Origin of the sequence: Paractinoplanes brasiliensis (genome assembly GCF_004362215.1) — a bacterium.
GTDB lineage: Bacteria > Actinomycetota > Actinomycetes > Mycobacteriales > Micromonosporaceae > Actinoplanes > Actinoplanes brasiliensis.
In genome coordinates this window covers 6,648,118-6,671,528 of sequence record NZ_SNWR01000001.1, presented here as the reverse complement: position 1 = coordinate 6,671,528, position 23,411 = coordinate 6,648,118, and the positions used below count along the sequence as shown (strand labels likewise).

General features: G+C 70.9%; 22 protein-coding genes. 7 read left to right on the top strand and 15 right to left on the bottom strand.

Annotation, left to right across the window (positions count from 1 at the left end; genetic code table 11):
* Positions 1-31: 31 nt before the first annotated feature.
* Both C8E87_RS29930 and C8E87_RS29925 read right to left on the bottom strand, forming a co-directional pair.
* Positions 32-1,405 carry a serine hydrolase domain-containing protein gene (locus C8E87_RS29930; protein WP_133876178.1) on the bottom strand — a complete coding sequence of 458 codons (1,374 nt, stop codon included), beginning with the start codon at positions 1,403-1,405 and terminating at the stop codon, positions 32-34.
* Positions 1,406-1,495: 90 nt separating this feature from the next.
* A complete protein-coding gene (locus tag C8E87_RS29925) occupies positions 1,496-2,734 on the bottom strand; it encodes an FAD-binding protein (protein WP_133876177.1) in 1,239 nt (412 codons plus the stop codon).
* A 285-nt stretch (positions 2,735-3,019) separates the two neighbouring features.
* Here C8E87_RS29925 and C8E87_RS29920 point away from each other — a divergent pair, with 285 nt between their 5' ends.
* On the top strand, positions 3,020-3,403 hold the full coding sequence (locus tag C8E87_RS29920) for an STAS domain-containing protein (protein WP_133876176.1): 384 nt from the start codon (positions 3,020-3,022) through the stop codon (positions 3,401-3,403).
* Here the strand turns inward: C8E87_RS29920 and C8E87_RS29915 are convergent.
* Positions 3,302-4,288, bottom strand: a complete 987-nt coding sequence (locus C8E87_RS29915) for a sigma-70 family RNA polymerase sigma factor (protein WP_133876175.1) — start codon at positions 4,286-4,288, stop codon at positions 3,302-3,304. The two genes, C8E87_RS29920 and C8E87_RS29915, sit on opposite strands and share 102 nt — an antisense overlap.
* Positions 4,289-4,392: 104 nt before the next feature.
* On the opposite strand from C8E87_RS29915, the gene C8E87_RS29910 reads away from it, so the two are divergent.
* Positions 4,393-5,220, top strand: a complete 828-nt coding sequence (locus C8E87_RS29910; RefSeq protein ID WP_133876174.1) for an alpha/beta fold hydrolase — start codon at positions 4,393-4,395, stop codon at positions 5,218-5,220.
* Between the two features lie 105 nt (positions 5,221-5,325).
* On the opposite strand, the gene C8E87_RS29905 is transcribed toward C8E87_RS29910, so the two are convergent.
* The 6 genes from C8E87_RS29905 to C8E87_RS29880 are packed head-to-tail and all read right to left on the bottom strand — an operon-like array spanning position 5,326 to position 10,944.
* Complete coding sequence (locus tag C8E87_RS29905) at positions 5,326-6,126, bottom strand: hypothetical protein (RefSeq protein WP_133876173.1); 801 nt, start codon at positions 6,124-6,126, stop codon at positions 5,326-5,328.
* The gene (locus tag C8E87_RS29900) at positions 6,083-6,781 is read right to left on the bottom strand and encodes a hypothetical protein (protein WP_133876172.1); all 699 of its coding nucleotides are present in this window, start codon (positions 6,779-6,781) and stop codon (positions 6,083-6,085) included. Before C8E87_RS29900 ends, C8E87_RS29905 begins: the two co-directional genes overlap by 44 nt.
* Positions 6,782-6,785: 4 nt before the next feature.
* Positions 6,786-7,616, bottom strand: a complete 831-nt coding sequence (locus C8E87_RS29895; RefSeq protein ID WP_133876171.1) for a carbohydrate ABC transporter permease — start codon at positions 7,614-7,616, stop codon at positions 6,786-6,788.
* Complete coding sequence (locus tag C8E87_RS29890; protein WP_133876170.1) at positions 7,616-8,581, bottom strand: carbohydrate ABC transporter permease; 966 nt, start codon at positions 8,579-8,581, stop codon at positions 7,616-7,618. The genes C8E87_RS29895 and C8E87_RS29890 overlap by 1 nt, the downstream gene beginning before the upstream one ends.
* A complete protein-coding gene (locus C8E87_RS29885; protein WP_133876169.1) occupies positions 8,578-9,897 on the bottom strand; it encodes an ABC transporter substrate-binding protein in 1,320 nt (439 codons plus the stop codon). The genes C8E87_RS29890 and C8E87_RS29885 overlap by 4 nt, the downstream gene beginning before the upstream one ends.
* 39 nt (positions 9,898-9,936) lie before the next feature.
* Positions 9,937-10,944 (bottom strand): LacI family DNA-binding transcriptional regulator, encoded by a 1,008-nt coding sequence (locus tag C8E87_RS29880; RefSeq protein WP_133876168.1) that lies wholly within the window; start codon positions 10,942-10,944, stop codon positions 9,937-9,939.
* Between the two features lie 323 nt (positions 10,945-11,267).
* Between C8E87_RS29880 and C8E87_RS29875 the strand changes: the two genes are divergently transcribed.
* The 5 genes from C8E87_RS29875 to C8E87_RS29855 are packed head-to-tail and all read left to right on the top strand — an operon-like array spanning position 11,268 to position 17,744.
* Positions 11,268-12,521, top strand: a complete 1,254-nt coding sequence (locus C8E87_RS29875) for a Gfo/Idh/MocA family protein (protein ID WP_133876167.1) — start codon at positions 11,268-11,270, stop codon at positions 12,519-12,521.
* Positions 12,522-12,527: 6 nt separating this feature from the next.
* Positions 12,528-13,940: a glucuronate isomerase gene (gene uxaC, locus C8E87_RS29870; protein WP_133876166.1), complete on the top strand. Its 1,413-nt coding sequence runs from the start codon at positions 12,528-12,530 to the stop codon at positions 13,938-13,940.
* Positions 13,937-15,214, top strand: coding sequence for an enolase C-terminal domain-like protein (locus C8E87_RS29865; protein ID WP_133876165.1), 1,278 nt, complete (start codon positions 13,937-13,939; stop codon positions 15,212-15,214). Before uxaC ends, C8E87_RS29865 begins: the two co-directional genes overlap by 4 nt.
* Positions 15,205-16,656: a mannitol dehydrogenase family protein gene (locus C8E87_RS29860; protein ID WP_133876164.1), complete on the top strand. Its 1,452-nt coding sequence runs from the start codon at positions 15,205-15,207 to the stop codon at positions 16,654-16,656. Before C8E87_RS29865 ends, C8E87_RS29860 begins: the two co-directional genes overlap by 10 nt.
* Entirely contained in the window at positions 16,653-17,744 is a 1,092-nt protein-coding gene (locus C8E87_RS29855; protein WP_133876163.1) for a Gfo/Idh/MocA family protein, read from the top strand. The genes C8E87_RS29860 and C8E87_RS29855 overlap by 4 nt, the downstream gene beginning before the upstream one ends.
* Before the next feature lie 136 nt (positions 17,745-17,880).
* On the opposite strand, the gene C8E87_RS29850 is transcribed toward C8E87_RS29855, so the two are convergent.
* From C8E87_RS29850 to C8E87_RS29830, 6 genes are all read right to left on the bottom strand, one after another.
* Positions 17,881-18,399, bottom strand: coding sequence for a hypothetical protein (locus tag C8E87_RS29850; RefSeq protein WP_133876162.1), 519 nt, complete (start codon positions 18,397-18,399; stop codon positions 17,881-17,883).
* Positions 18,400-18,463: 64 nt separating this feature from the next.
* The gene (locus C8E87_RS43895; RefSeq protein WP_166661288.1) at positions 18,464-18,601 is read right to left on the bottom strand and encodes a hypothetical protein; all 138 of its coding nucleotides are present in this window, start codon (positions 18,599-18,601) and stop codon (positions 18,464-18,466) included.
* Between the two features lie 95 nt (positions 18,602-18,696).
* The gene (locus tag C8E87_RS29845) at positions 18,697-20,574 is read right to left on the bottom strand and encodes a S41 family peptidase (protein WP_133876161.1); all 1,878 of its coding nucleotides are present in this window, start codon (positions 20,572-20,574) and stop codon (positions 18,697-18,699) included.
* A gap of 160 nt (positions 20,575-20,734) precedes the next feature.
* On the bottom strand, positions 20,735-21,481 hold the full coding sequence (locus C8E87_RS29840; RefSeq protein ID WP_133876160.1) for a DUF6807 domain-containing protein: 747 nt from the start codon (positions 21,479-21,481) through the stop codon (positions 20,735-20,737).
* A complete protein-coding gene (locus C8E87_RS29835) occupies positions 21,478-22,281 on the bottom strand; it encodes a sugar phosphate isomerase/epimerase family protein (protein ID WP_133876159.1) in 804 nt (267 codons plus the stop codon). The genes C8E87_RS29840 and C8E87_RS29835 overlap by 4 nt, the downstream gene beginning before the upstream one ends.
* Entirely contained in the window at positions 22,278-23,375 is a 1,098-nt protein-coding gene (locus C8E87_RS29830; RefSeq protein ID WP_133876158.1) for a DUF993 family protein, read from the bottom strand. The genes C8E87_RS29835 and C8E87_RS29830 overlap by 4 nt, the downstream gene beginning before the upstream one ends.
* Positions 23,376-23,411: the final 36 nt, after the last annotated feature.

Genomic DNA, 23,411 nt, shown 5'->3' with positions numbered 1-23,411 from the left:
GTCGTACGGCGGGACCGCTATTAGGCCGCGGTCAGTGCCAGGCCTTGTCGAACGCGTCGCGCAGGATCGTGCACGGGCTCGGGTAGTCGCCCTTGCTGTTGACCAGCAGCGAGGCGTCCACGTGGATGTGGAACGACATGGCGCAGCTGCGCATCCCCCGGTTGCCGGACTGCGTCCACGAGCCGTTGTGGCCGTGGTACGTGCCGTAGGCGCCGTCGTAGGAGTACATGCCGACGTTCTCGTCGACCATCAGCTTGCGCGCGGCCGCGGAGATCACCGTCTCGGTGTAGCGGATGTGCGACAGGAACGAGGTGATCCCGTTGGCGGACATGTTGTAGCCGTAGCCGCCGCAGCCGGTGGTGTAGTCCTGCGGGCCCCAGCCGGCCTTGCCACCGGTCGGGTACGCGTACAGCTTGGTCGGTGTGGCGTCGGAGTTGGCGCAGCTCACCGAGGCTTTGGCCAGCGCCAGGACAGGCTTGAGGTAACCGAGGAACACGATCCCGGTCAGGTAGTCGATCTGTGCCGGGGTGACGTTGGCCGGCGGCGCGTCGTACAGCGGGCTCAGGTCCACCCCGTACGCGATCTTGGGCACCATGATGCGGAAGATGCTGAAGTTCATGTTCGCGTACTTGGGACCCTGGGATCCGAGGTCCTGACCGATCGCGATGCGGATGTTGTCCCACGAGCCCGTCGACTTGCCCCCGGTCGTGCCGGTGGCCGTCTGGTAGTTCTGGAGCAGGCCGCTGGTGTGCGTCATCAGCTGCCGGAACGTGATCTTGTCGACGTCGACGCCGCGTTTCCAGGCCGACGGCAGCCACGGCCCGATCGCGCTGTCGACCGAGATCTTCTTCTGCTCCAGCAGGCGCAGCACGGCCGCGGTGGTGACCGGCTTGCTGACGCTGGCGATGGTCATCGCCTTGGTGGCCGACTGGGCGGTGACCGGGTTGTCGGGCGCCACCCGCGCGGAACCGACACCGGCCTGCCGGTCCAGCTGGCCGCCCTTGCCGATCGAGTACGCGTACCCGACGGCCTTGCCGGTCAGCGCGGCCCGCAGGTTGCGCTCGAACCAGGCCATGTCGAACGTCTTGCCCGGCGTGGCGACTGTGCCGGACCGCGGGCGGTCGGCCTCCTCGGCGCTCAGGTCGGCGCTGCTCGGATCGGCCGCCCGCGTGGCCCGCGACAGCCCCGCCAGGGTGCCGTCGGCTTCCAGTTCGCGCAGCGAGATGTGCCGTCCGACCTGCGCGAGCAGCCGCTGCAGCTCCGGCGACAGGTCCGCGGACCGGCTGGGCGCGGGTGGCTGGGCCTGGGCGGCGGCGCCCACTGCGGCGACGCCGCCGGCGCCGAGCAGCAACGCGGTGACGGCGGCTTTCGCCCGGATCGACACGCGGGATTGACTGGTGCGCATGTGGCTCTCTTCCTCAACAAATGCCGCGACGGTGCGGCTGGGAAGAATCAACCACGCATAAGCCCTGCTAGTACCCCGTTTTCGGGCGAATCAGCCCAGGATTTCGGCCAGCCAGTCGTTGCGGAACGTGCCCGCCGGGTCGTACTTCGCGACCAGCGCCTGGAAGTCGGCGAACCGCTCCCACCCCTGCCGGATCGTCTCGGGCGCCATCGTGAACACCTTGCCCACGTGCGGCCGGGGCGACAGCGGGGCCAGCACCTGCTCGAGCTCGGCCACCACCGGCGTCACCGCGTCGGCGTCGGCGATCCACGTGAAGTGCAGCGCCATGCTGTCGCGGTGGTAGTTGGGGCTCAGCCACAGGTTGTCGGCGGCGATCGTCCGCACCTCGCAGACCTGCAGCACGGCGGCGACCCGCTCACGGATCGAGGCCACGGCGTCGATCGCGGCCAGTCCGTCGGCGCGGGCCACGTGATATTCCGACTGCAGCTCCTCGCCGCTCGACGGGGTGAACTCCATGCGGAAGTGCGGCAGCCGGGTGTGCCAGGGGCCGGGCACGCCGCCCTGCTCGGTGCTGTTCTGGGCGGGCATGCCCGGGACGGGGTGGCGGGGGCCGTCGGCCAGACGCGCGCCGTACCACTCGTCGCCGATCGGCTCGGTGCGCTTGAGCCAGGCGTGGCTGATGTCGCGGCTGCTCCAGTTGGTGAACAGGCTCACGCTGTACCCGTCGGCGAGCATCGCGTCGAGGTTGCCGTCGAGCGAGGCCCGGGGCACAGTGTCGAACACGTACTGCCGGATGTCGAACGCCGGCACCACGTCGAGCGTGAGCGCGGTGATGATGCCGAGCGCGCCCAGGTGCACGACGACGCCCTCGAAGTCGGCGTCGCCCCGGCTCACCGTCACCAGCTTGCCCGAGCCGTCGACGAACTCGATCGACGACACCGCCGTGGCCAGGTTGCCGTTGGTGACACCCGAACCGTGGGTGGCGGTGGCGATCGCGCCCGCCACCGAGATGTGCGGCAGGGAGGCCGTGTTGTGCAGGGCGAGGCCGTTGGTGTGCAGGTAGGCCGCGATGTCGCCGTAGCGGACGCCGCCGTCGACCCGCACGGACTTACGGTCGGCGCTGATCTCGGTCACCCGGGGCAGATCAGCAAGCGAGATCAGCGTGCCGTCGGTGTCGGCCATCCGGTTGAAGGAGTGGCCGCTGCCCAGCACCTTGATCGGCCCACCCCCGGCAACGATCTCCTGCACCTCGCCCACCGACCCCGGCCGGCGCACCGCGCGCGCGTTGAAGACGATGTTGCCGGCCCAGTTGGTCACTTGCTCGCTCATCAGCCCAGCCTAAAGGCCTTCCCCGTACGGCCGTCAGCCCGCTCCGCCCAGCTCAGCCCCCGAACCGGACCCCCACCCAACTCCCACCCCAAACGGACAGCCAACCGCACCACCCCAGCCCGAAATGCCCGGCTCCAGCCCCGCCGCACCCGTCCACCGGCCCGGCCCAGCCCAGCCGCCGGCGATCCGCCGGCCCGCGACGCTCGGCCTTCGGCCAGCAGGCAGCGGGCGACGGGCGACAGGCGGCGGCGATGAGTTTTGCGGGGCCGGCGAGTCGTATGCGGTATGACGGTCTTGTTTGCCGTCGGCGCGAGGGTCACCCGCGCGGACATTCCCTGCCTGTGTGCGGACCTGGCCGGCCTGCTACGCGCGCGGGACGGGCCGGGTGACGTGCTCTGTGACGTCACCGCGGTCGCCCCGAGTGTGGTCACCGTCGAGGCGCTGGCCCGGCTGCGCATGACCGCCGGGCGGCACGGCCACCGCTTTGTGCTGACCGGCGCCGGCGCCGACCTGCTCGGCGTTTTCGCGCTGATGGGGCTGGGCGGCTTTTTCGCCGCGCTGGACGAATCAGGCGGCCTCCTCTCGCGGGAGCCTTTCGGGGAGCCCGAACAGTGGGAACAGCCGCTCGGTGTCGAGGAAGTTGTTGACGCCGGCGATCCGCCCGTCTGAGATCTCGAGCACGGTCAGCGCCCACGGCGTGTGCCCGTCGCCGTCGGCGGCCACCCGATACTGCCCGAACGCGGGCAGCCCGCTGGCCACCACGGGGATCAGCCGCGACCCCTCGCAACCGCTGCCCGTGCCAGTCATCCACGCGATGATGTCGTCGGTGCCGCGCAGCCACAGCGGCAGCGGCGGCATCGACAGCGTCGCATCCTCGTGCAGCAAAGCCGTCAGAGCGGTCAAATCGTATGACTCGAAGGCCTGCACGTAGCGAGCGAGCAGCTTTTTCTGTTCCTCGTCGTCGGGCTCGAGCACCTGGGCCGCCTTGTCGGTCGAGGCGATCGTGGCGCGGGCCCGCTGGAGCGCGCTGTTGACGCTCGCCACCGACAAATCGAGCAGCTCGGCCACCTCTTGCGCCGACCACGCCAGCACCTCGCGCAGGATCAGCACGGCCCGCTGCTTGGGCGGCAGATGCTGCAGCGCGGCGACGAAGGCCAGCCGGATCGACTCGCGGTCGGCCACCACCTGGGCCGGGTCGGCCACCGCGGCCAGCACCCGCCCGTCGGGCACCGGGCCGACCCAGATCTCATCGGGGCGAGGCTCCCCCGGGTGGGCCGCGTGACCCGACCCGGCGGGCGCGAGATCCATCGGGCGGGCCCGCCGCTGCGCGCTGCCCAGCATGGTCAGGCACACATTGGTGGCGATGCGATAGAGCCAGGACCGCAGGGCCGAGCGGCCCTCGAAGCCCTCGTAGCTCTTCCAGGCACGCACGAGGGTGTCCTGAACGGCATCCTCGGCCTCGAAGGCGGAGCCGAGCATGCGATAGCAGTAACCGGTCAGCTCGGGACGGAAAGCCTCGAGCTGGGTCTCGATCGGGGTGGCCACGTCGCTCACAAGACCGAAACTAGTCCAGGGGTACGACAAAAACTTCCCCGCGCACCGATGAGTTCCGCCGTCGGCCCCGGTCCTACCCGCAACTGACGACGAAGGAGCACGAGATGACCACCACCTGGACCGCCGAGCAGCACGGCAACGGCTCGTACGCCGAGGTCAACGGGATCAACCTGTACTACGAGACGCACGGCGAGGGCCGCCCGCTGATCCTGCTGCACGGCGGCCTCGGCTCGGGCGAGATGTTCGGCCCGATCATCGGCCAGTTCGCCGAAGGACACCAGGTCATCCTGATCGACCTGCAAGGACACGGCCGTACGGCGGACATCGACCGCCCGCTCGACATCAAGTTCATGGCCGACGACGTCGCCGCGCTGATCGACCACCTCGGCCTCGAGAAGCCGGACGTGGTCGGCTACTCGCTGGGCGGCGGGGTCGCGCTGCTGCTGGCGATCCGCCACCCGCAGAAGGTCGGGCGCCTGGTCTCGGCCTCGGCCGGCATCCGCCGCAGCGCGACGTACCCCGAGATCCTCGAGCAGCAGGGCCAGGTCGGCCCCGAGGCGGCGGAGTTCATGAAGGAGACCCCGATGTACGAGCTGTACTCGCGGGTCGCGCCCCGCCCGGAGGACTTTCCCCGCCTGCTCGGCAAGATCGGAAAGGCGATGGCCGTCGACTTCGACTACACCGAGGAGGTCCGCAACCTGCAGGTCCCGACCCTGATCATGGCGGCCGACGCCGACATGTGCCCGCCCTCCCACTTCGTCGAGGTCTTCGAACTGCTCGACGGCGGCCTGCGCGACGGCGGCTGGATGGGCGAGGGCCGTCCCAAGGGCGGCCACGCGCTGGCCATCCTCCCCGGCCTCACCCACTACAACCTGTTCACGTCCCCGCTCTTCGCCACCGCCGCGCTGGAGTTCGTGGACAAGCCCGAGTGAGGTCACGGCCGTCGCAGGTGTGGCTGTCAGTCACGCTCTCTGGGAGCCCCCCGCTGCCACCAGTCCTGCGCCGGCCACCCCAGCCCTTCACCGGCTGACAGTCGTTCAGGGCGAGGGTTCGCGGAACGTGAGGCCGGCCGCGTCCAGTGCGGCGCGCAGGTGGCGCAACGCGTACGGGCCCACCCCGTGGAGTGCCTGCACCTCGGCGGCGGTGAGGTCGGCTACCTGTTCGAGGCTGGCCACGCCACGGGCGGCGAGCGCGCGGGTCGCGGGAGCGCCGAGGTGCGGCAGTGGGGTTCCCGGCCGCGGAGTGGCGGGCGACCGCGGATGTCCTTCGTGGTCGAGGAAGGCGGCGCCCCGGGCTGAGAGGCGGTAGCCGATGTCGAGCGACTCGGTCAGGCCGCGCTCCTTGAGCTTGCGGACGTTCTGTTTGAACGACGGGGTGTCTCGGCCCAGGCGTTGGGCGAGCTCAGGCGCCCGGGTGGCGGGCAGTTCGTCGATCAGCAGCAGCGTCGCCCGGGTCCACGGCCCGCTCGGCGAGGCGCGGTCGAGACGGTCGAGCCGGGTCCCGATGCTGTCGAGCTCCGCCGCGTCGGGAACCGCCTCCCGCAACACCTGACGCGGGTCGGCACCGGCGTACCGCAGCCCGACCCGATACACCGGCCGTTCGGGGTGTACGCGGTCCAGCCCCTGCCGCAGCGCCGCCAGCGAAGCCGCCCCGGCCCGCCGGGCATCCGCAGCGGTCAGCGAACTCACCGGCACACGGTCAACCGACGTGACCTCGACCAGCCCCACCGCCGTACGCATCTTGGTGCCGACCTTGAGCCGGGGCCGGTCCCACCGCCGGAACGCCAGGTCGACCTCACCGGCCCGGATCGCTGCCAACTCCGCGGGACGCATCAGCATGCACCCAGTTCAGCACATCGGGACCGGCCGGACCCCGTACGGGGGAACTGACCGTTCGCGGGGTGAGGCGGTGCAGGACGGCGTGCACCGCGAACAGGGCGTACCCGGCCAGCACCGGCACCAGGGCGGGGTGAAGCAGGAGCGCCAGCAACGCCACCAGCAGGACCACCCCGGTGGTGGCGAGCAGTGCGCCGGGGCGGGCCGCCACGAGAGCGCGTGCCTGCCGTAGCGGACGCGGCTCGGCGGAAGCGCGAGACCCCCGTACGGGATCGGGGTTGGAGAAGCCCGACATCCCGGCAACCATCGCCAGGAAACCGGCGCCGGCCGAGGCCAGGACGAGCAGCGCGACGACCAGGGGGCGGCCGCCGGGGACCGCTTCTCGGTTGACCGCGGCCGCGTCGACGGCGAGAAGCCACGCCAGAACCAGCACGACCGGGCCGGCCCACCAGCCGGGCAGAAGGCGGGTACGGAACGACGTCCAACACTCCGCCGCCGTCGGCCAGCGGCCGAAGGTGAGCAGCTTGTGCACGGCCGCGCTGCCCGTCCCCACTGCCGCCCCGGCTGTCAGGACCGGCAGGCAGGCGAGGGTGACCAGGATGCCGAGCAGGGCCAGGTCTGCCGCCGGCCGCAACGAGTCGCGCCAGTCGTGGGGCATGCGGTCATCCCTTCAGGCCGCTGGTGTTGATGCCTTCGACCAGCAGCCGCTGGAACGCCACGAAGAACAGGAACACCGGGATCAGCGACAGCAACGACATCGCGAACATCGGGCCGACCGCGCTCTCGCTGGTGGAGTCGATGAACAGGGTCAGGGCCACCGGCGCCGTGTAGTCCTTGAGCTCGGAGAGGAAGACCAGCTGGCGGAAGAAGTCGTTCCAGGTCCAGATGAACGAGAAGATCGCCGTTGTGACCAGGGCGGGCCGGGACAGCGGCAGGATGACGTGCCGGAAGATCCCGTACGGGGAAGCGCCGTCGATCACCGCGGCCTCGTCCAGCTCGCGGGGGATGCCGCGCATGAACTGCACGATCAGGAACACGAAGAACGCCTCGGTGGCCAGGAACGCCGGCACCAGCAGGGGCAGGTAGGGCCAGTCCCCGCCGACCCAGCCGAGCGTCCGGAACAGGATGTACTGCGGGATGATCAGCACGTGGCCGGGAAGCAGCAGCGTGCCGATCATGACTGCGAACCAGACGCCGCGCAGCCGGAAGCGCAGACGACCGAGAGCGTACGCCGCCAGCAGGCACGAGATCGTGTTGCCGAGCACGGTCAGCAGCGACACGACCGCGCTGTTGACGAAGAAGCGCCCGAAGCTGACGTCGAACTTGGTCCAGCCCTCGGCGAAGTTGCCGGGGGTGAACTCGCGCGGGATCAACCCGATGTTGCTGACGATCTCGGACGGCGACTTGACCGACGTGCCGACCATCCACACCAGCGGATAGAGCACTACCGCGAGGATCAACAGCAGGGCGACAAGACGGGCGTACGAACGCATCACCGCTCCTCGTTGTCGGAGTAGTGGACCCAGAACCGGCCCGTCGAGAACAGCACCACGGTGATCAGGCCGATCACGAGCAGGAACACCCAGGCCAGGGCGGACGCGTAACCCATGTCGAGCTCGACGAACCCCTTGATGTAGAGGTTCAGCGTGTACATGAGCGTGGAGTCGACCGGCCCGCCGGTGCCGTTGGAGAGCACGAACGCCGACGTGAAGCCCTGGAAGCCGTTGATCGTCTCGAGCACCAGGTTGAAGAAGATGACCGGCGACAGCATCGGCAGCGTGATGTGCACGAACTTGCGCCACGGGCTCGCGCCGTCGACCGACGCCGCCTCGTACAGCTCGACCGGCACCTGCTTGAGGCCGGCCAGGAAGATCACCATGGGCGCGCCGAACTGCCAGACCGCGAGCAGGATCAGCGTGTACAGCGCCCAGTCGGGGTCGTTGACCCACGGCAGGCCCTGGATGCCGAACAGGGCCAGGAACGAGTTGAAGGCCCCTTCCCGGTTGAACATGCTGACCCACACGATGGCCAGCGCGACGCTGCCGCCGAGCAGCGAGGGCAGGTAGAACAGCCCGCGGAACAGCGAGATGCCGCGCATCGTCCGGTTCAGCAGCAGCGCGACTCCCAGCGCGGCGGCCAGCTTGAGCGGCACGGCCACCAGCGCGAACGTGATGGTCACGGTGACCGCGTGCCAGTACGACTGGTCGGCGGTGAACATCCGCCGGTAGTTGTCCAGCCCGACCCAGCTCGCGTCGCCCAGTGAGATCAGCGGGCTGTAGTCGGTGAAGCTCAGGTAGAGCGAGATGAGCATCGGGATCGCGGTCACCCCGAGCAGGCCCAGCAGCCACGGCGAGAGGAAGACGTACCCGGCGACGTTCTCGCGGCGCCGGCGGACCCGCCGCCCCGGCCGGTGAGCGGCGGGGGCAGCGGGGTCACGGGTGAGCGTGGAGGCGGTCACGAGGCGCCGATCGCCGCCTTGGCGGCGGAGACGTACGCCGCCGCGGCCTGCTCCGGGGTCTGCCGCCCGTAGACGACCTCTTCGGCCACCCGGACCAGCTCGGAACGCACCTTGCTGTGGCCCTGCGGCGGCACCGTCGGCGGGTTGGGCCCGAACTGCTTGCCGAGCTCGTCCTGGACGGCGATCGTCTGCTTCATGTTGGGGTCGGTCACGGTCGCCGCGACCTGCTGACGGATCTCGATGTTGGGCGGCAGGCCCCGGTCGGTGCCGAGGATCTTCGCGGCCTCCGGGTCGTTGGCCAGGAAGTTGATCACGTCGACGGCGGTGTCCTTGTGCTTGCTGCCGCGGAACGCCGAGAAGTACAGCGACGCGCGCGCCCACTGCACGCTCGAGTCACCCGGGTACGCCATCAGGCCCAGCTCGTCGTCGGTGTTCTTCTTCAGCTCGGGCATCTGGTTGGTCCAGACCCACGACGTGCCGGCCTTGCCCGTCACGATCAGCTGCTTGCTGACGTCGCTGGCGTTGCCCTCGTGGATGACGTCCGGCGTCGGCGTGGCCCCCTTGGCTCGGGCGTCCTTCCAGAGCGTGAACCACTTGGTCATGTCGGCCTCGTCGAAGCCGAGCTGCTTGCCCGCGTACAGGTCCTTGCCGTTCTGCCGCAGGAAGACCCAGAGCGCCTGGTAGACCGCGCTGGCATCCTGGGTGCCGGGCAGCTTGGCCTTCTTCGACACGTCAGCCGCCCAGTCGATGAACTCCTCCCAGCTCATCCCGGTCTTGGGCTCGGGCAGGTTGTGCTTGGCCAGCAGGGTCTTGTTGTAGACCAGGCCCTGGGTGTTCTCGCCCATGGCCACGCCGGCCAGCTTGCCGTCGACCTCGCCGTACTTGCGCAGGCTGTCGGGGAACTTGCTGACGTCGAGCTTGCCGCTTTCGGCGTACGGGTTGAGGTCCAGCGTGACGCCGCGGCCGGCGTACTCGGAGATGTAGTTGTCGTCGATCTGGAAGATGTCGGGGGCGTTGCCGCCCGCGGTGAGGGTGGCCAGCTTGTCGAAGTAGCCCTGGTTTCCCTGCCAGGTCTTCTTGAACGTGACGTCCGGGTGTTTCCGGGTGTAGAGCGCGAGCGCCTGGTCGGTCAGTTCGGCGCGTTTCTCGGCGCCCCACCAGAAGATCGACAGTTCCACCTTGCCGGAGTCGCCGCCCCCGTCGTCACCGCCGCAGGCCGCGGCGCCGAGCAGGAGCGGGACGGTCAGGGCGGCGGCGAGCAACCGCCGCCGGGTAGTACGTTTGGCGGGCGTGACGCCCCGCGTGATGGGCTCCATGGCGCTTCTCCTTCGCAGAAGCGACACCGTCGGGGGCGTTTACGTGCCCGGGTCCGCAGGGCTGTGCGGACCCGGGCCCCGCCCCGTCGAGTCGCGTATGACCAGTTCGGTCTGCAGTTGAATCTGGGCGGTGGTGCGACGGTCGTCGCCATGCGCGAGGAGCATGTCGACGGCCGCCCGACCGGCGGCGGCGGTGGGGGTCGCCACCGTGGTCAGCTTCGGGCGGGTGAGCCGGCTGAGCATGATGTCGTCGATCCCGACGACGCTGACGTCCTGGGGCACCCGGGCCCCGGCGGCCAGCAGACCCTCGATGAGGCCGATCGCCATGAGGTCGTTGTAGGCGAGCACGGCGGTGGCGCCGGCCCGCAACACGTCCTCGGCGATCGTGAGCCCGCCACCCTCGGTCGGCGGGTTGGGGCCGATGATGCTGAGCTCGGCCCCGGCGGCCTTCGCGGTCGCGGCGGCCGAGCGGCGGATCTCCCGGCTGGTCCACGACCCGCGGGGGCCGCTGAGCAGGGCTATCCGGCGGTGGCCGAGCGCTGTGAGGTGTTCCAGCGCCGACCGGGCGCCGCGGGCGACGTCCATGACGACGGCCGGGATGCCGGCGATCTGCCGGTTGACCACGACCAGCGGCACCTCGCGGCTGAGCTGCTCGATCAGCGCGTTGCTCATCCGGGGGCTGACGAGCAGCACGCCGTCGACCTGTTTGGCCAGGGCGCGCACCACCTCTTCCTCGAGCGCCGCGTCCTCGTTGGTGTCGGCGACGAAGATGTGGTGGTCGTGCTTGCGGGCCTGGCTCTCCGCCGCCTTGATCAGCGGCGGGAAGAACGGGTTGGCGATGTCGGCCACGATCAGGCCGATGTTGTAGGTGCGGCCGGTGATCAGCGCGCGGGCGGCCCGGTTGGGGCGGTAGCCCAGCTGCTCGGCGCAGGCGAGCACTCGGCTGCGGGTGTTCGGGTTGACCAGGTGCGGGGCCGAGAACGTGCGGGACACGGTGGAGATGTGCACGCCGGACGCCCGCGCCACGTCGCGGATGGTGACGGCCATGCGTGCCTCCCTCGCCTCGGCCCTGTGGCCCCGGTCACGTGATGACAGCCATTAATGCAAGCGGTTGCACGACTGTCAATGCCGTTCTGTTGCGGAGAAATTGCCAACGGGCACTGATAACACGCTCTTACTTGGACAAAATCGGATCATACGACCACCATCATTGACGTCAAGGGATCGATCGGCCTAACTTCCCTGCAAACCTTTGCTGCGCCACCGACGCCCCGAAGACAGCCGTCGAGCCGCACGCACGAACCGAGAACCGCGGCCGAGCCGCACGAACCGAGAACCGCCGGAAGAGCCGTCAGCCCCGGAGGACCCGCATGCCCGCAGACACCCGCCGCCGGATAGCCGTCATCGGCACCGGATCGCGCGCCGAGATGTTCATCCGCGCGGTCACCGACGACCATGCCGACACCGCCGAACTGGTCGCCCTGGCCGACGTCAACCAGGCCCGCATGGACGTCCACAACGGCTGGCTCGAGCACCCCGTACCGACCTACCAGGCCGCCGACCTGCACCGGATGCTGACCGAGCAGCGGGTCGACGAGCTGATCGTCACCAGCGTGGACAGCACCCACGCCGGCCACATCGTCACCGCGCTCGAGGCCGGCTGCGACGTCGTCACCGAGAAGCCGATGACCGTCGACGCCGCCGGCTGCCGGCGCATCCTCGACGCCGTCGAACGCACCGGCCGCCGCGTGCAGGTCGCCTTCAACTACCGGTTCAATCCGGTGCACGAGGTGGTCCGCTCGTTGCTGGCGAGCGGCGAGATCGGCGAGATCGGCTCGGTGCACTTCGAGTGGCTGCTCGACGTGCGGCACGGCGCCGACTACTTCCGCCGCTGGCACCGCGACAAGGCCAGCTCGGGCGGCCTGCTCGTGCACAAGTCGGGGCACCACTTCGACCTGGTCAACTGGTGGCTGGGCGCCGCGCCGGTCGAGGTCTTCGCCTCCGGCCGGCTGTTCTTCTACGGCGACCACGGGCGCGGCCGGCAGCACCCGCGGGAGCGGTTCGCGCTCGACCTGACGGCCGACCCGAGGCTGCAAGCCCTGTACGAAGGCCCGTCGGCCGAGGACGGCTACCGCCGCGACCAGGACGTCTTCGCCCCCGGCGTGACCATCGAGGACGACCTGGCGGTGCTGGTCCGCTACGACACCGGCGCCACCATGACGTACCACCTGACCGCGTACGCCCCCTGGGAGGGCTACCGGCTCATGGTCAACGGCAGCAAGGGCCGGCTCGAGCTCGAAGTTGTCGAGAGCGACCACGTCAGCCCGGCCGCGGCGGACATGGTGAAGCACGGGGCCAGTCCCGAGCCGGGATCGGTGAGGCTGACCATCCGGCCGTACTGGACCCCGCCGTACGCCGTCGAACTGCAGCCGGTCGACCGCGAGGGCCACGGCGGCGCCGACAAACGCCTCACCGGCGTGCTGCTGGGCGGGCACAAGGACCCGATGAACCGGTCGGCCACCGCCCGCGACGGCGCCCTGGCCCTGCTCACCGGCCTGGCCGCCAACCAGAGCCTGCGGGACGCCACCCCCGTACGGGTCGACGACCTGCTCAAGAAGGAGTAACCGCCCGTGCCCGACCCCATCTTCGTCACCGACCCGCGGCACGCCGGCATCGCCCGCGACCTGTACGCGGTGGCGCGCGACCTGCCCCTGATCAGCCCGCACGGACACGTCGACCCGGCGCTGCTCGCCGACGACGAACCGTTCGGCGACCCGGCCCGGCTGCTGATCGTGCCCGACCACTACGTAACGCGCATGCTGCTCAGCCAGGGCATCCCACCGGACCGCCTGGGTGTGCCCCGGCGCGACGGCGGCCCGGTCGAGACCGACCCCCGTACGATCTGGCGCCTGCTCGCCGCGAACTGGCGCCTGTTCCGCGGCACCCCGTCGCGGCTGTGGCTGGAGCAGACGTTCCGCACGGTCTTCCAGGTCGACATCCCGCTCACCAAGGACACGGCCGACGACGTGTACGACGCGATCTCCGCCCGCCTGGCCGAGCCCGGGTTCCGCCCGCGGGCCCTGTTCGAGCGCTTCGGCATCGAGGTGCTGGCCACCACCGAGTCCCCCACCGACGACCTGTCCCGGCACGCCAAGCTGGCCGCCGACGGGTGGGGCGGGCCGGGCGGCCGGGTGATCACCACGTTCCGCCCCGACGACGTGGTCGACCTGGAACGCGACGGCTGGGCCGGGAACGTGGCGCGGATGGGCGAGCTGGCCGGCGAGGACACCACGACGTACGCGGGTTACCTGGACGCGCTTCGACGCCGGCGCGAGGCGTTCATCGAGGCCGGCGCGACCTCGTCGGACCATGGGCACCCCACCGCCCGTACGGTGGCGCTCTCCCCCGCCGAGGCCGCCGAGCTCTACGAACGCGGGTTACGCGGGGAGGCGACCGCGGACGACGCCGAGACGTTCCGCGCGCACATGATCCTCGAGTTCGCCCGCATGTCGATCGACGACGGCCTGGTCATGCAGTTGCACCCGGGCGCGTCGCGGGACCACAACCGCGCGCTGTTCGCCGCGCACGGCCGGGACGTGGGCGGCGACATCCCGATGGCCACCGATTACGTCCGGGCCTTGCGGCCGCTGCTGGACGCGCACGGGATGGACCCTCGCCTGCGGGTCGTGCTCTACACGCTCGACGAGACCGCGTTCAGCCGCGAACTGGCCCCCCTGGCCGGCGGGTATCCGGCGCTGTTCCTGGGCGCGCCGTGGTGGTTCCTCGACACGCCCGACGCGATGCGCCGCTTCCGTGAGGCCGTCACCGACTCGGCCGGCTTCTACAACACGGCGGGTTTCGTCGACGACACCCGGGCGTTCTGTTCCATTCCCGTACGCCACGACGTCGCCCGCCGGGTCGACGCGGCGTACCTGGCCTCCCTCGTCGTGCAGGACCGCCTGCCGTTCCCGGAGGCGGCCGAGACGATGGCCGACCTGGCTTACCACCTGCCCAAGCGGATCTTCAGGCTGGAGAAGAGATGACCACCATCACGGGTGTCGACGTGCACGACGTACGGTTCCCGACCGCGGCGGCCGGGGACGGCTCCGACTCGATCAACCGGGGCGACTACTCGGCCACCTATGTCGAGCTCTCCACCGACGGCGGGGTGGCCGGCACCGGGTTCACGTTCACCAACGGGCAGGGCAACGAGATCACCTGTGCCGCCGTACGGGCCCTGGCGCCGACCCTGATCGGCGTGGACCTCGACGGTGACCCCTTGGCCTTTCTGCGCGCTTTGACCGCTCATCCGCAGCTGCGCTGGATCGGGCCGGAGAAGGGCGCCCTGCACATGGCGACCGGCGCTGTGGTCAACGCCGTGTGGGACGCGCGGGCCAAGCTCGCGGGCAAGCCGATGTGGCAGTTCCTGGCTGAGCTCCCGACCGAGGATCTTGTTGCTGCCGTGGACTTCCGGCATATTTCGGACGCGCTCACCCCCGGCGAAGCCGCGGCGATCCTCGACAAGGGCCGGGCCGGTCTCTCCGAGCGCCTCGAGGAACTGCGGCGCGAGGGCTTCCCGTCGTACACGACCAGCGTCGGCTGGCTGGGCTACCCCGACGAGAAGGTTCGGGCGCTGACCCGGCAGGCGTACGCGGAGGGCTGGCGCGCCATGAAGATGAAGGTCGGCGGCCCGATCGAGGACGACGTGCGGCGGGCCGGGATCATCCGCGCCGAGATCGGACCGGACGCGCTGCTGATGATGGACGCCAACCAGATCTGGGGCGTGGACGAGGCGATCGCGAACATGGCCCGGCTTGCCGAGTTCGACCCCTATTGGATCGAGGAGCCCACCCATCCCGACGACGTGCTCGGGCACGCCCGCATTCAAAGAGCCGTTTCCCCCGTACGGGTGGCGACCGGTGAAGTGGCGGCGAACCGGGTCGTCTTCAAGCAACTCCTGCAAGCCGGCGCGATCGGGGTGATGCAGGTCGACGCGTGCCGGGTCGCGGGGATCCCCGAGGTGCTGGCCGAACTGCTGCTGGCGGCCAAGTTCGGGGTGCCGGTCTGCCCGCACTCGGGCGGCGTGGGGCTGTGCGAGCTGGTCCAGCACATCGCGATCTTCGACTATCTGCGGGTGGGCACGTCGCTGGACGGGCGCATGATCGAGTACGTCGATCACCTGCACGAACACTTCGAGGACCCGGTGCGTACGCGGGAAGGCCGTTACCTGGTGCCCACGAGAGCGGGCTACAGCTCCGACATGCGGGCCGCGTCGATCGCCGAGTTCTCGTTCCCGGACGGCCCGGCATGGAACTGAGCCGCAAGACGCTTTCCACCGTGCCCGTCTCGGCGCGTCCGCGCATCGACGCGCCCGCCGCCGGGATCGTCCACCTGGGACTCGGCGCCTTCCACCGGGCACACCAGGCGGTCTTCACCGAGGACGCGATGGCCGCGGCCGGTGGCGGCTGGGGCATCGTCGGTGTCGCGCCGCGCTCGCCGCAGGTCGTCGAAGCAATGCGCGCGCAGGACGGGCTGTTCAGTGTGACGACGCTGGGACCCGGCGGCCGCGGCACCCGGGTCATCGGCTCGTCGGCCGGGCAGCTGCGGGCCGCCGCCGGCCCGGACGCCGTGGTGGCGCGGATCGCCGACCCGGCCATCAAGATTGTCACGCTCACCGTGACCGAGAAGGGCTACAAGCTCGACGCGGCCACCGGGCGGCTGCTGCTCGACGACGAGCTGCGCGCCGACCTCGAAACCGGCCGGCCCCCGCAGACCGTGCCGGGCCTGCTGATCCGGGGGCTGTGCGCACGGCGGCGCGCCGACGCGGGACCGATCGCGCTGGCCAGCTGCGACAACCTGCCGGCCAACGGGCACCGGCTGCGCGGGCTGATCGAGACCCTCGCCGCGGCCACGGCGATCGGCGACTGGGTGCGCGAGAGCGTCACGTTCCCCGGCTCGATGGTCGACCGCATCGTGCCGGCCACCACACCAGCCTTCTCCGCGATGGCGGCAGAGGCTTTGGGCGTACGGGATCGGGCGGCGGTCTGCGGCGAGCCGTACTCGGCGTGGGTGATCGAGGACGACTTCCCCGCCGGGCGGCCCGCCTGGGAACAGGCCGGGGCGGTCATGACTGATGACCCCCGCCCGTACGAGCGGTTGAAGCTGCGCACCCTCAACGGCGTGCACTCGGCGATCGCCTACCTGGGGGCGCTGGCCGGGCACACCACCATCGACTCGGCCCTGCGGATGCCGGGGCTACGTCCGGTCGTACGGGAGTACATCGCCTCCGACGTGGCACCCAGTTTCGCTCCGCCGTCCGGGGTCGACACCGTCGCGTACGGGGAAGAGGTCTTGACGCGGTTCGAGAACCCGGCCATCGCGTACCGGACCGTGCAGGTGGCCACCGACGGTTCGCAGAAGCTGCCGCAGCGGGTGCTGCAGACGATCCAGGACAGGCGAGCCGCCGGTGCGATGCCCCGGTGGGGCGCCCTGATCGTGGCGGCGTGGATGCGATTCGTGCAGGGGGTGGCCGACGACGGGCAGCCGCTGCCGCTGGACGACCCCCTGGCCGACCGGATCCGGGCCCGGCTCGCGGCCGCGCCCACAACTCCTGAGGGTGTGGTGGACGCCTTGCTCGGGCTGGACACGGTTTTCACGCCGGCGCTGGCAGACGACGTGGAGTTGCGCGCCGTGCTGGTGGAGTGGCTGACTGCCCTGCAAAAGCACGGCGTGGCAGCCACATTGGCCGGTGTCGCGTGAAGGCGCGGGTTGGCCTGATCGGGGCCAACGGGCACGGGCGCTGGCACCGCCGCCGCATTGCCGATTTGTCGCCCTCAGTGGAACTGGTGGGCCTGGCCGACCTGCAACCGATCGATCCCCCGCCCGACGCGCCCGCCTTCACCGACCACCGGGCCCTGCTCGCCGAGACCCGCCCCGACGTGGTGGTGATCTGCACGCCGCCGCACACCCACCTGCCGATCGCCCTCGATGCGCTCGACGCCGGCTGCGACCTGCTGCTCGAGAAGCCGCCGGTGACATCGGTGGCCGCGCACCACACCCTGGTCGACGCCGTGTCCCGGGCCGGACGGGCCTGTCAGGTCGGCTTCCAGGCGCTCGGGTCGCAGGCCTGGTCCCGCTTCCGCTCCGCGCTCGACCCGTCGGTCACCGCCCTGACCGCGGTGGCGTCGTGGAAGCGGGACGACGCCTACTACGCCCGCGCGCCCTGGGCCGGACGCCGTACGGTCAACGGCCGCCCCGTGGTCGACGGCGCCCTGGTCAACCCGCTCGCCCACGCGGTGATGCAGGCCCTGGCGGCCGGGGCGGCGGCCGGATCCGGGCGGCCCCGCCTGCTCGAGGTGGAGCGCTACCGCGTACGGCCGATCGAGGTGGAGGACACGGCGTTCGCGCGCATCACGTTCGACAGCGGGCTGCCGCTGCTGGTCGCGGTCACGCTGGCCGGCGAGGACTTCATCGCGGGCGAGATCGACGCCCGCGGGCCGAACGGGCGGGCCCGGCTCGAATACCCGACCGACCGGCTGGCCCTGCCCGGCGACCCGGAACTGGTCGAGGTGCCCGGGCGCACCGACCTGCTGACCAACTTGCTCGACCACCGTTCATCGGGCGCCGGCCTGCTGGTCCCCCTGGAGTCGACGATCGACTTCACCACGGTGCTCGAGGCCCTGACCCAGCCCGACGCGCCCATCCCGCAGCTCGTCGACGCGTCCGGACGCACCATCCCGGGCATCAACGCGTTGCTGCGGCAGTCCGCCGAGACACTCATGCTCCCCTCCGAGATGGGCGTCGGCTGGGCAACCAAGCCGGAACACCACCGCCTCCCGGTGCCCTGACGGGCACAGACCCGTTCGTCCCGCTGTTCGACGGCAAGCCGGACCCTGGGGCGCCCACGCTTGTCAGCGGCGCGCCGGCCCGTTCCAGTGCATGGGCGCCGGCGTGCTCACTCCGACCTGTTCGACGGCGTGCCGGCTACACGATGACGCTGTGGGGCGCGGGCTTCAGCCCGGTGCGCAGCGACTCGGCGATCTCGTCCCGGCGGCGCAGCGCGGCCCGCCACCCGACCACCTCGACCTCGGTCACCTCACCCCGGCCGGAGGTGGCCCGCACCATCCAGGGACGCCGGAACAAGACCCGCGCCACCACCGACACGAGCAGCAGCGCCAGCACGATGAGCCCGTCCAAGATGATCAGCAGCAGCGGGAGCAGCACCCACCAGAACACGACGCCCACGGCCACCAGCGCGAACAACACCACCGCGATGACCGCGAGCTCGTCACTGATCCCGCTGCTCCCACTGCCGCCGCTGCTGCCGACGTTGGAGCTGACATCGGCCCCGCCGCTCAGCACGTCACCAGGCCCGACGTCGTCGTGGCGCCGCTTGGCCCGCCACCCCCCGAACCGCCGAGCCATGACCCGCCACCGCGGCTCCCACACCACGCGCACACCCCACCGCTGCCCGCTGGGCGTGGTGACCTCCACTGTTCGCACCAACCCAAGATAACGGTGCGAGGCACGGCCACCACCAGCGCGCGGACCGCCGCGCCGCCCGGACTCAGCCGACGTAAATCTTGGTCGCGGTCGACAGACCATCCGCCGGGCTGCCGTCCCCCACGACAAGGGCCACCACCGTCACGAGCGCAACAAGCAAAGCCAGTACCGCAATACGGACCGATATCGACGAAACGCTCATCCTTGTTCTCCTCCCCGTGTTTGCCGCCACGGTAAGCCACCGCCGCGGCCGTGACTGCCAGATCAAGGACAACCCAGCGACGCTCCCATCCCTGATCAGTCTTCGAGCGTTCCCAGCAACTGCAACCCCCCGCCCTTACGGACGAACGTCCGCAGCCCCACCACCGTCCCGTCGTCGAAGCCTCGGACCCGGACCACCCGGGCAGACCCGCAGCCGACGACCACGACAGGCGACCCGTCCAGGTCGGCGCTGCAGCGGGGGCGGCCGTCGACCTCGATGTCGGCGCGGTCGATGCCCAGCACGTCGAACGTGGCCGTCAGGTCGTCGCCCGACGGGGACAGCGTGACGTCGAAGCGGCGGGCGGGCGACTTGTCGAGCAGGGCCACCGCCTCCGTCAGCAGGTCGGCGTCGTTGGCGAGGATGTCGCGGCGGGTCGGGCTGTGGCGTTTGTCGGGCACGACGCCGTAGTCCTCCAGCGGGGTGCCCGCCTTGGCGCCGACCCGCAGCAGCCGGCGGATGACCAGGGAGACGCCGGCGCCCAGCGGCAGCGGCTGGAACGACCCGGGCAGCGAGCCGATCAGGTCGCCCAGCTGCCACACGTTGCCGCCGCCGGCGCCGGTGTTGCCGTCGGTGCCGAGCACGAGGCCGATGCCGTTGTCCTGGAAACCGGCCGCGAAGATGTCGGTGGCGGAGTAGCAGCGGGCGTCGGTGAGCAGCACGACCGGGCCGAAGTAGGACTGCGGCACGGCGTCGAACCATTCGCGTTCGGTGAACGGGATGCCGGCCGAGTAGGGCGCGCCCGACTCGAGCGCCTGGTCCATCGACGGGAGCCAGCGCTCCAGGTCGTCGCGGGTGCGGCACAGGCGCAGGTTGAGCGGGGTGACGGCGAACTGGGCGGGTTCCGGTTCGACGGGGCGGGCGGTGAGCGCCTGCAGGCACAGTTCGGAGGCGACGACCGCGCCGCCGCCGTTGCCGCGTACGTCGAGCACGAGCCCGTCCTGGGGCAGCGCGCCGAGCAGCCGGGTGAACTCGCGGACGAACGCGACGATGCCGCCACCGGTAGGCATGAACGTGCGGATCCGCAGGTGCCCGACCGTGCGCGAGCCGACGGTGACGCGCCGCGCCTCGAAGACGGTGGCCAGGTCGGGGCTCACCGGGACCACGTCCGGGTCGTCGGCGACGATTTCCTGCCCGCTTTCCTCGGCGGCCACGGCCTCCGGAGCGAACAGTTCGGCCCGCAGCCGGGCCAGTTGGGCGCCCTCGATGTCGACGCCGAGCTGCACGTCGGCCGGGGCGGGGCTTTCGGTGGCGACCGCGATCGGGGTCGCGTTCCAGGTCATCCGGATCTCGCGGGCCCGGCCGGAGGCGTCCAGATACCCGATGGTGATCCACTCCTCGTCGGGCGGGGGCGCGAAGGCCAACGACCGTACGGTGAACATCTGCACCGCGCGGGCGTGGCGCGCGTCGGCGTTGGCGCCGGGCAGCCGCTCGCCGAAGCGTTCGACGGCCCGCGCGATCGGCACGCCGTTCCAATGTGTGAGCTCGACGCCGAAGCGGAACTCGGCGTGGTCGAGTTCGGGCTGGCCGGCCTGACGGCGGCTGACCAGGTAGCGCGGGCGGCCGTCCTCGGTGAACTCCTTGAGCAGGAACGGCAGGAACACGGCGACGCCGTTGAACGGCTGCGGCAGCGTGTACCGGGTGTGCAGGTCACGGAGCGAGTTGAAGATGTCGACGAGCTCGGAGTGCAGGCGCCACTCGAGCCCGGGGTCGCCGTCGCGGTCGAGGCGCTGCGACAGCAATCGCAGACGCTGCAACGGGTTGATGCCGTACCGGGCCATCTTGAACGGCAGCAGCGCATAGCTCTGTTCGAGAACGAGCCGGGCCTGCTCGGCAATCAGTTTCCGCTGGGCGATCGTGAGCCGCCCGACCTCGGTCGAGCCGAGGAAATCAGTGAGCGAAACAGCCTGGGTCATGACTCACAGTAGGACCGCCGAGGCATGGTGAGGCTGTCCGATCAAGGACCCATCGACGGATCGCGTGACGCGGCGACCCGGGCGGCCGGCCGGTCCAGGCCTTTCGCCCGTACGGGTTCCGCTCGACCGCCGACGTGCTGTCGCCCCGGCCGGCTTCCGCTCAGACGAGGTCGCGGATCAGCACGCGGAGGTGGCGGGCCAGGGTCTCCCCCGCCGGGATGACCAGCGGCTTCTCCCAGGCCAGGGCGGCGCACACCCCGTTGTAGCCGCCGGTGCGGAGGAACCAGCGGTCCGCACCGGCCAGCCCCGCGAACGTGAGCGCGTAGCGGTCGTCGACCGTGACGGTCACCGACGGCGCGGTGCTTCCGTGTGGCTGGTCGGTGACGGCCCGGCCGGCCGGCAAGCGCCAGAAAAAACCGCCGTAACCCGCTTCCCCCGTACGCCCGTGGGTGGCTGGGCTGCCGAGCGACACCTCCAGGCCCGGGGCGGTCGTCAACGCGTACCGGAAGGACAGCTCCCACCCGCCGGGGGCCGCGGACGCCGTGATGTCGCGCCGCTCGGTCAGCAGGGTGCGGTCGTCGCCGTCACACCAGCGCAGCTTCTCCGACAGGCCACCCCGGGCGGAGAGCCAGCCGTCGTGCCGGATCGCGCCGTGGTCGTCGAGCCAGGTGTAGCCCTGGTCGCGGACGAACGTGCGGCCGCCCCAGAGGTTCCAGCCGTTGACGTCGGCGACCGTCACCGACGCCCCGAGGTGCCAGGGGTGGTCGAAGCAGAGCTCGTCGGTCACCACGGCGCCGCCCAGGGTGCGTACGGGATGCAGGTAGGGCCGCGGCGCGAGCCGGATGTCGAGCGGGGGGTCGACGACGTACGTCGCGACGAGGGCGCCCCCTACGCGCAGGAAGGTCACGCGACGGCCGCCTGGTATCCGGCGAGCGCCTCGGCCAGCACCTCGGGGCCGGGGCGCGACCACACCTCCTCGTGGAACACCTCGACCTCGACATGGCCGTCGTAGCCGGTTTCCCGTACGGCCCTGGCGAAGCGCCGCAGGTCGACCGAACCCGTGCCGGGCAGCCCCCGCCCCAGCAGCACACCGGACGGCAACGGGGTGATCCAGTCGGCCAGCTGGAACGACGCGATCCGCCCCTGCCGCCCGGCCGTGGCGATCCCGTCCCACACCGTGTCGTCCCACCACAGGTGATAGGTGTCGATCACCACGCCGACCGCCTCGGCCGGGTAGGGCTGGGCCAGCCGCAGCGCCTGCCCGAGCGTGGCCACCACACAGCGGTCGGAGCAGAACATCGGGTGCAGCGGTTCGACGGCCAGGCGTACGCCGGCGGCCAGCGCGTCGGGAACCAGCGCGCCGATCGCGTCGCCCACGTGCCGGCGGGCGGCGTCGAGGTCGCGGCTCGAACCGGGCAGCCCGCCGCTGACCAGGACGAGCGTGTCGGTCCCGAGGGTATGTGCCTGCTCGATGGCGCGCCGGTTCTCGTCGTACCAGCCGGTGTCGTGGAAGAACCCGCCCCGGCACAGCGACGACACCGTGAGGCCGGCATCGCGTACGAGGGAAGCGGCCTTCTCCGTGCCGTACTCGGTGACCTCTTCGCGCCACAGGCCGACCGCCTCGACCCCCGCGGCGGCACACCCGGGCACGAGCTCGTCGAGGGGCCAGCGTTTGGTGGTGGCCTGGTTGAGCGAGAAACCCCTCATCGGTTCAGCCCCACCGTCGTCAGCCAGGCGCCGGCACGATGCTCGGCCAGTTCGGCGTCGGGCAGCAACCCGGCCTCGTCGGCCAGCCGCATCAACGTGAGCAGGTGCCGCGGCGAGCGCCCCGACTGCGCGCCGTTGACCATCGTGAGGTGATCCTGATGGCCCGCGAGCCAGTTCAGGAACACGATTCCGGTCTTGTAGTGGTAGGTCGGCGCCGCGAAAAGGTGCCGGGCAAGCGGCAGCGTCGGTTCCATGATTTCCCCGTACGCCGTCACGTCGCCCTCGTCGAGTGCCCGCAGCGCCGCCGCCGCGGGTGGGGCGATGACCGCGAGCACGCCCAGCAACGCCTCGGAGTGGCCGTGGTCGTCGCCGAGGATCAGCGACGGGTAGTTGAAGTCGTCGCCGGTGAACATGCGTACGCCCGGAGGGAGCCGCCGCCGCATCTCGACCTCGTGGTCCGCGTCGAGCAACGACAGCTTGATCCCGGCCACCCGCTCGCGGTGCTCGTCGATGATCTCGAGCACGGCGTCGTGGTTGCCCCAGTAACCGGCCAGCGCGGGATCGAACGCCTCGCCCAGCCAGTGCAGCAGGACCGGCCCGTCCGCCTGCGACAGCAGCTCGCCGTAGACGCGCTTGTAGTCGTCGGCGTCGCGCGCGGCCGCGGCCAGGTGCCGGCTGCACATCAGCACGGGCGTCGCCCCGGCATCGCGTACATCGTGCAGCTGTTCCAGGTAGGCCTTGGTGATCTCGTCGAGCGTGGCCGGACCGGCCGGCAGCTGGTCGGTGCCGACGCCGGCCACGATCGCCCCGCCGACCGTACGGGCCTCGGCGGCGCTGCGGCGGATCAGCTCACGGGTGGCCGGGTAGTCGAGTCCCGCCCCACGCTGAGCGGTGTCCATCGCCTCGGCCACCCCGAACCCGTACGACCACAGGTGGTGCCGGAATTTGAGCGTGGTGTCCCAGTCGAGCGCGGCCGGGGCGCCCGGGATGTTCTCGCCCTCCCCGTCGGCGGTCACGGGGGCGGCGGCGTACGCGATCCGGCTGGTGAACGGCTTGCCCGGCGCGTACTCCCGGCCGCGTCCGCTGAACCTCATCGGTGTGTGCTCCTGGCCTCGTCCGCTGAACCTCAC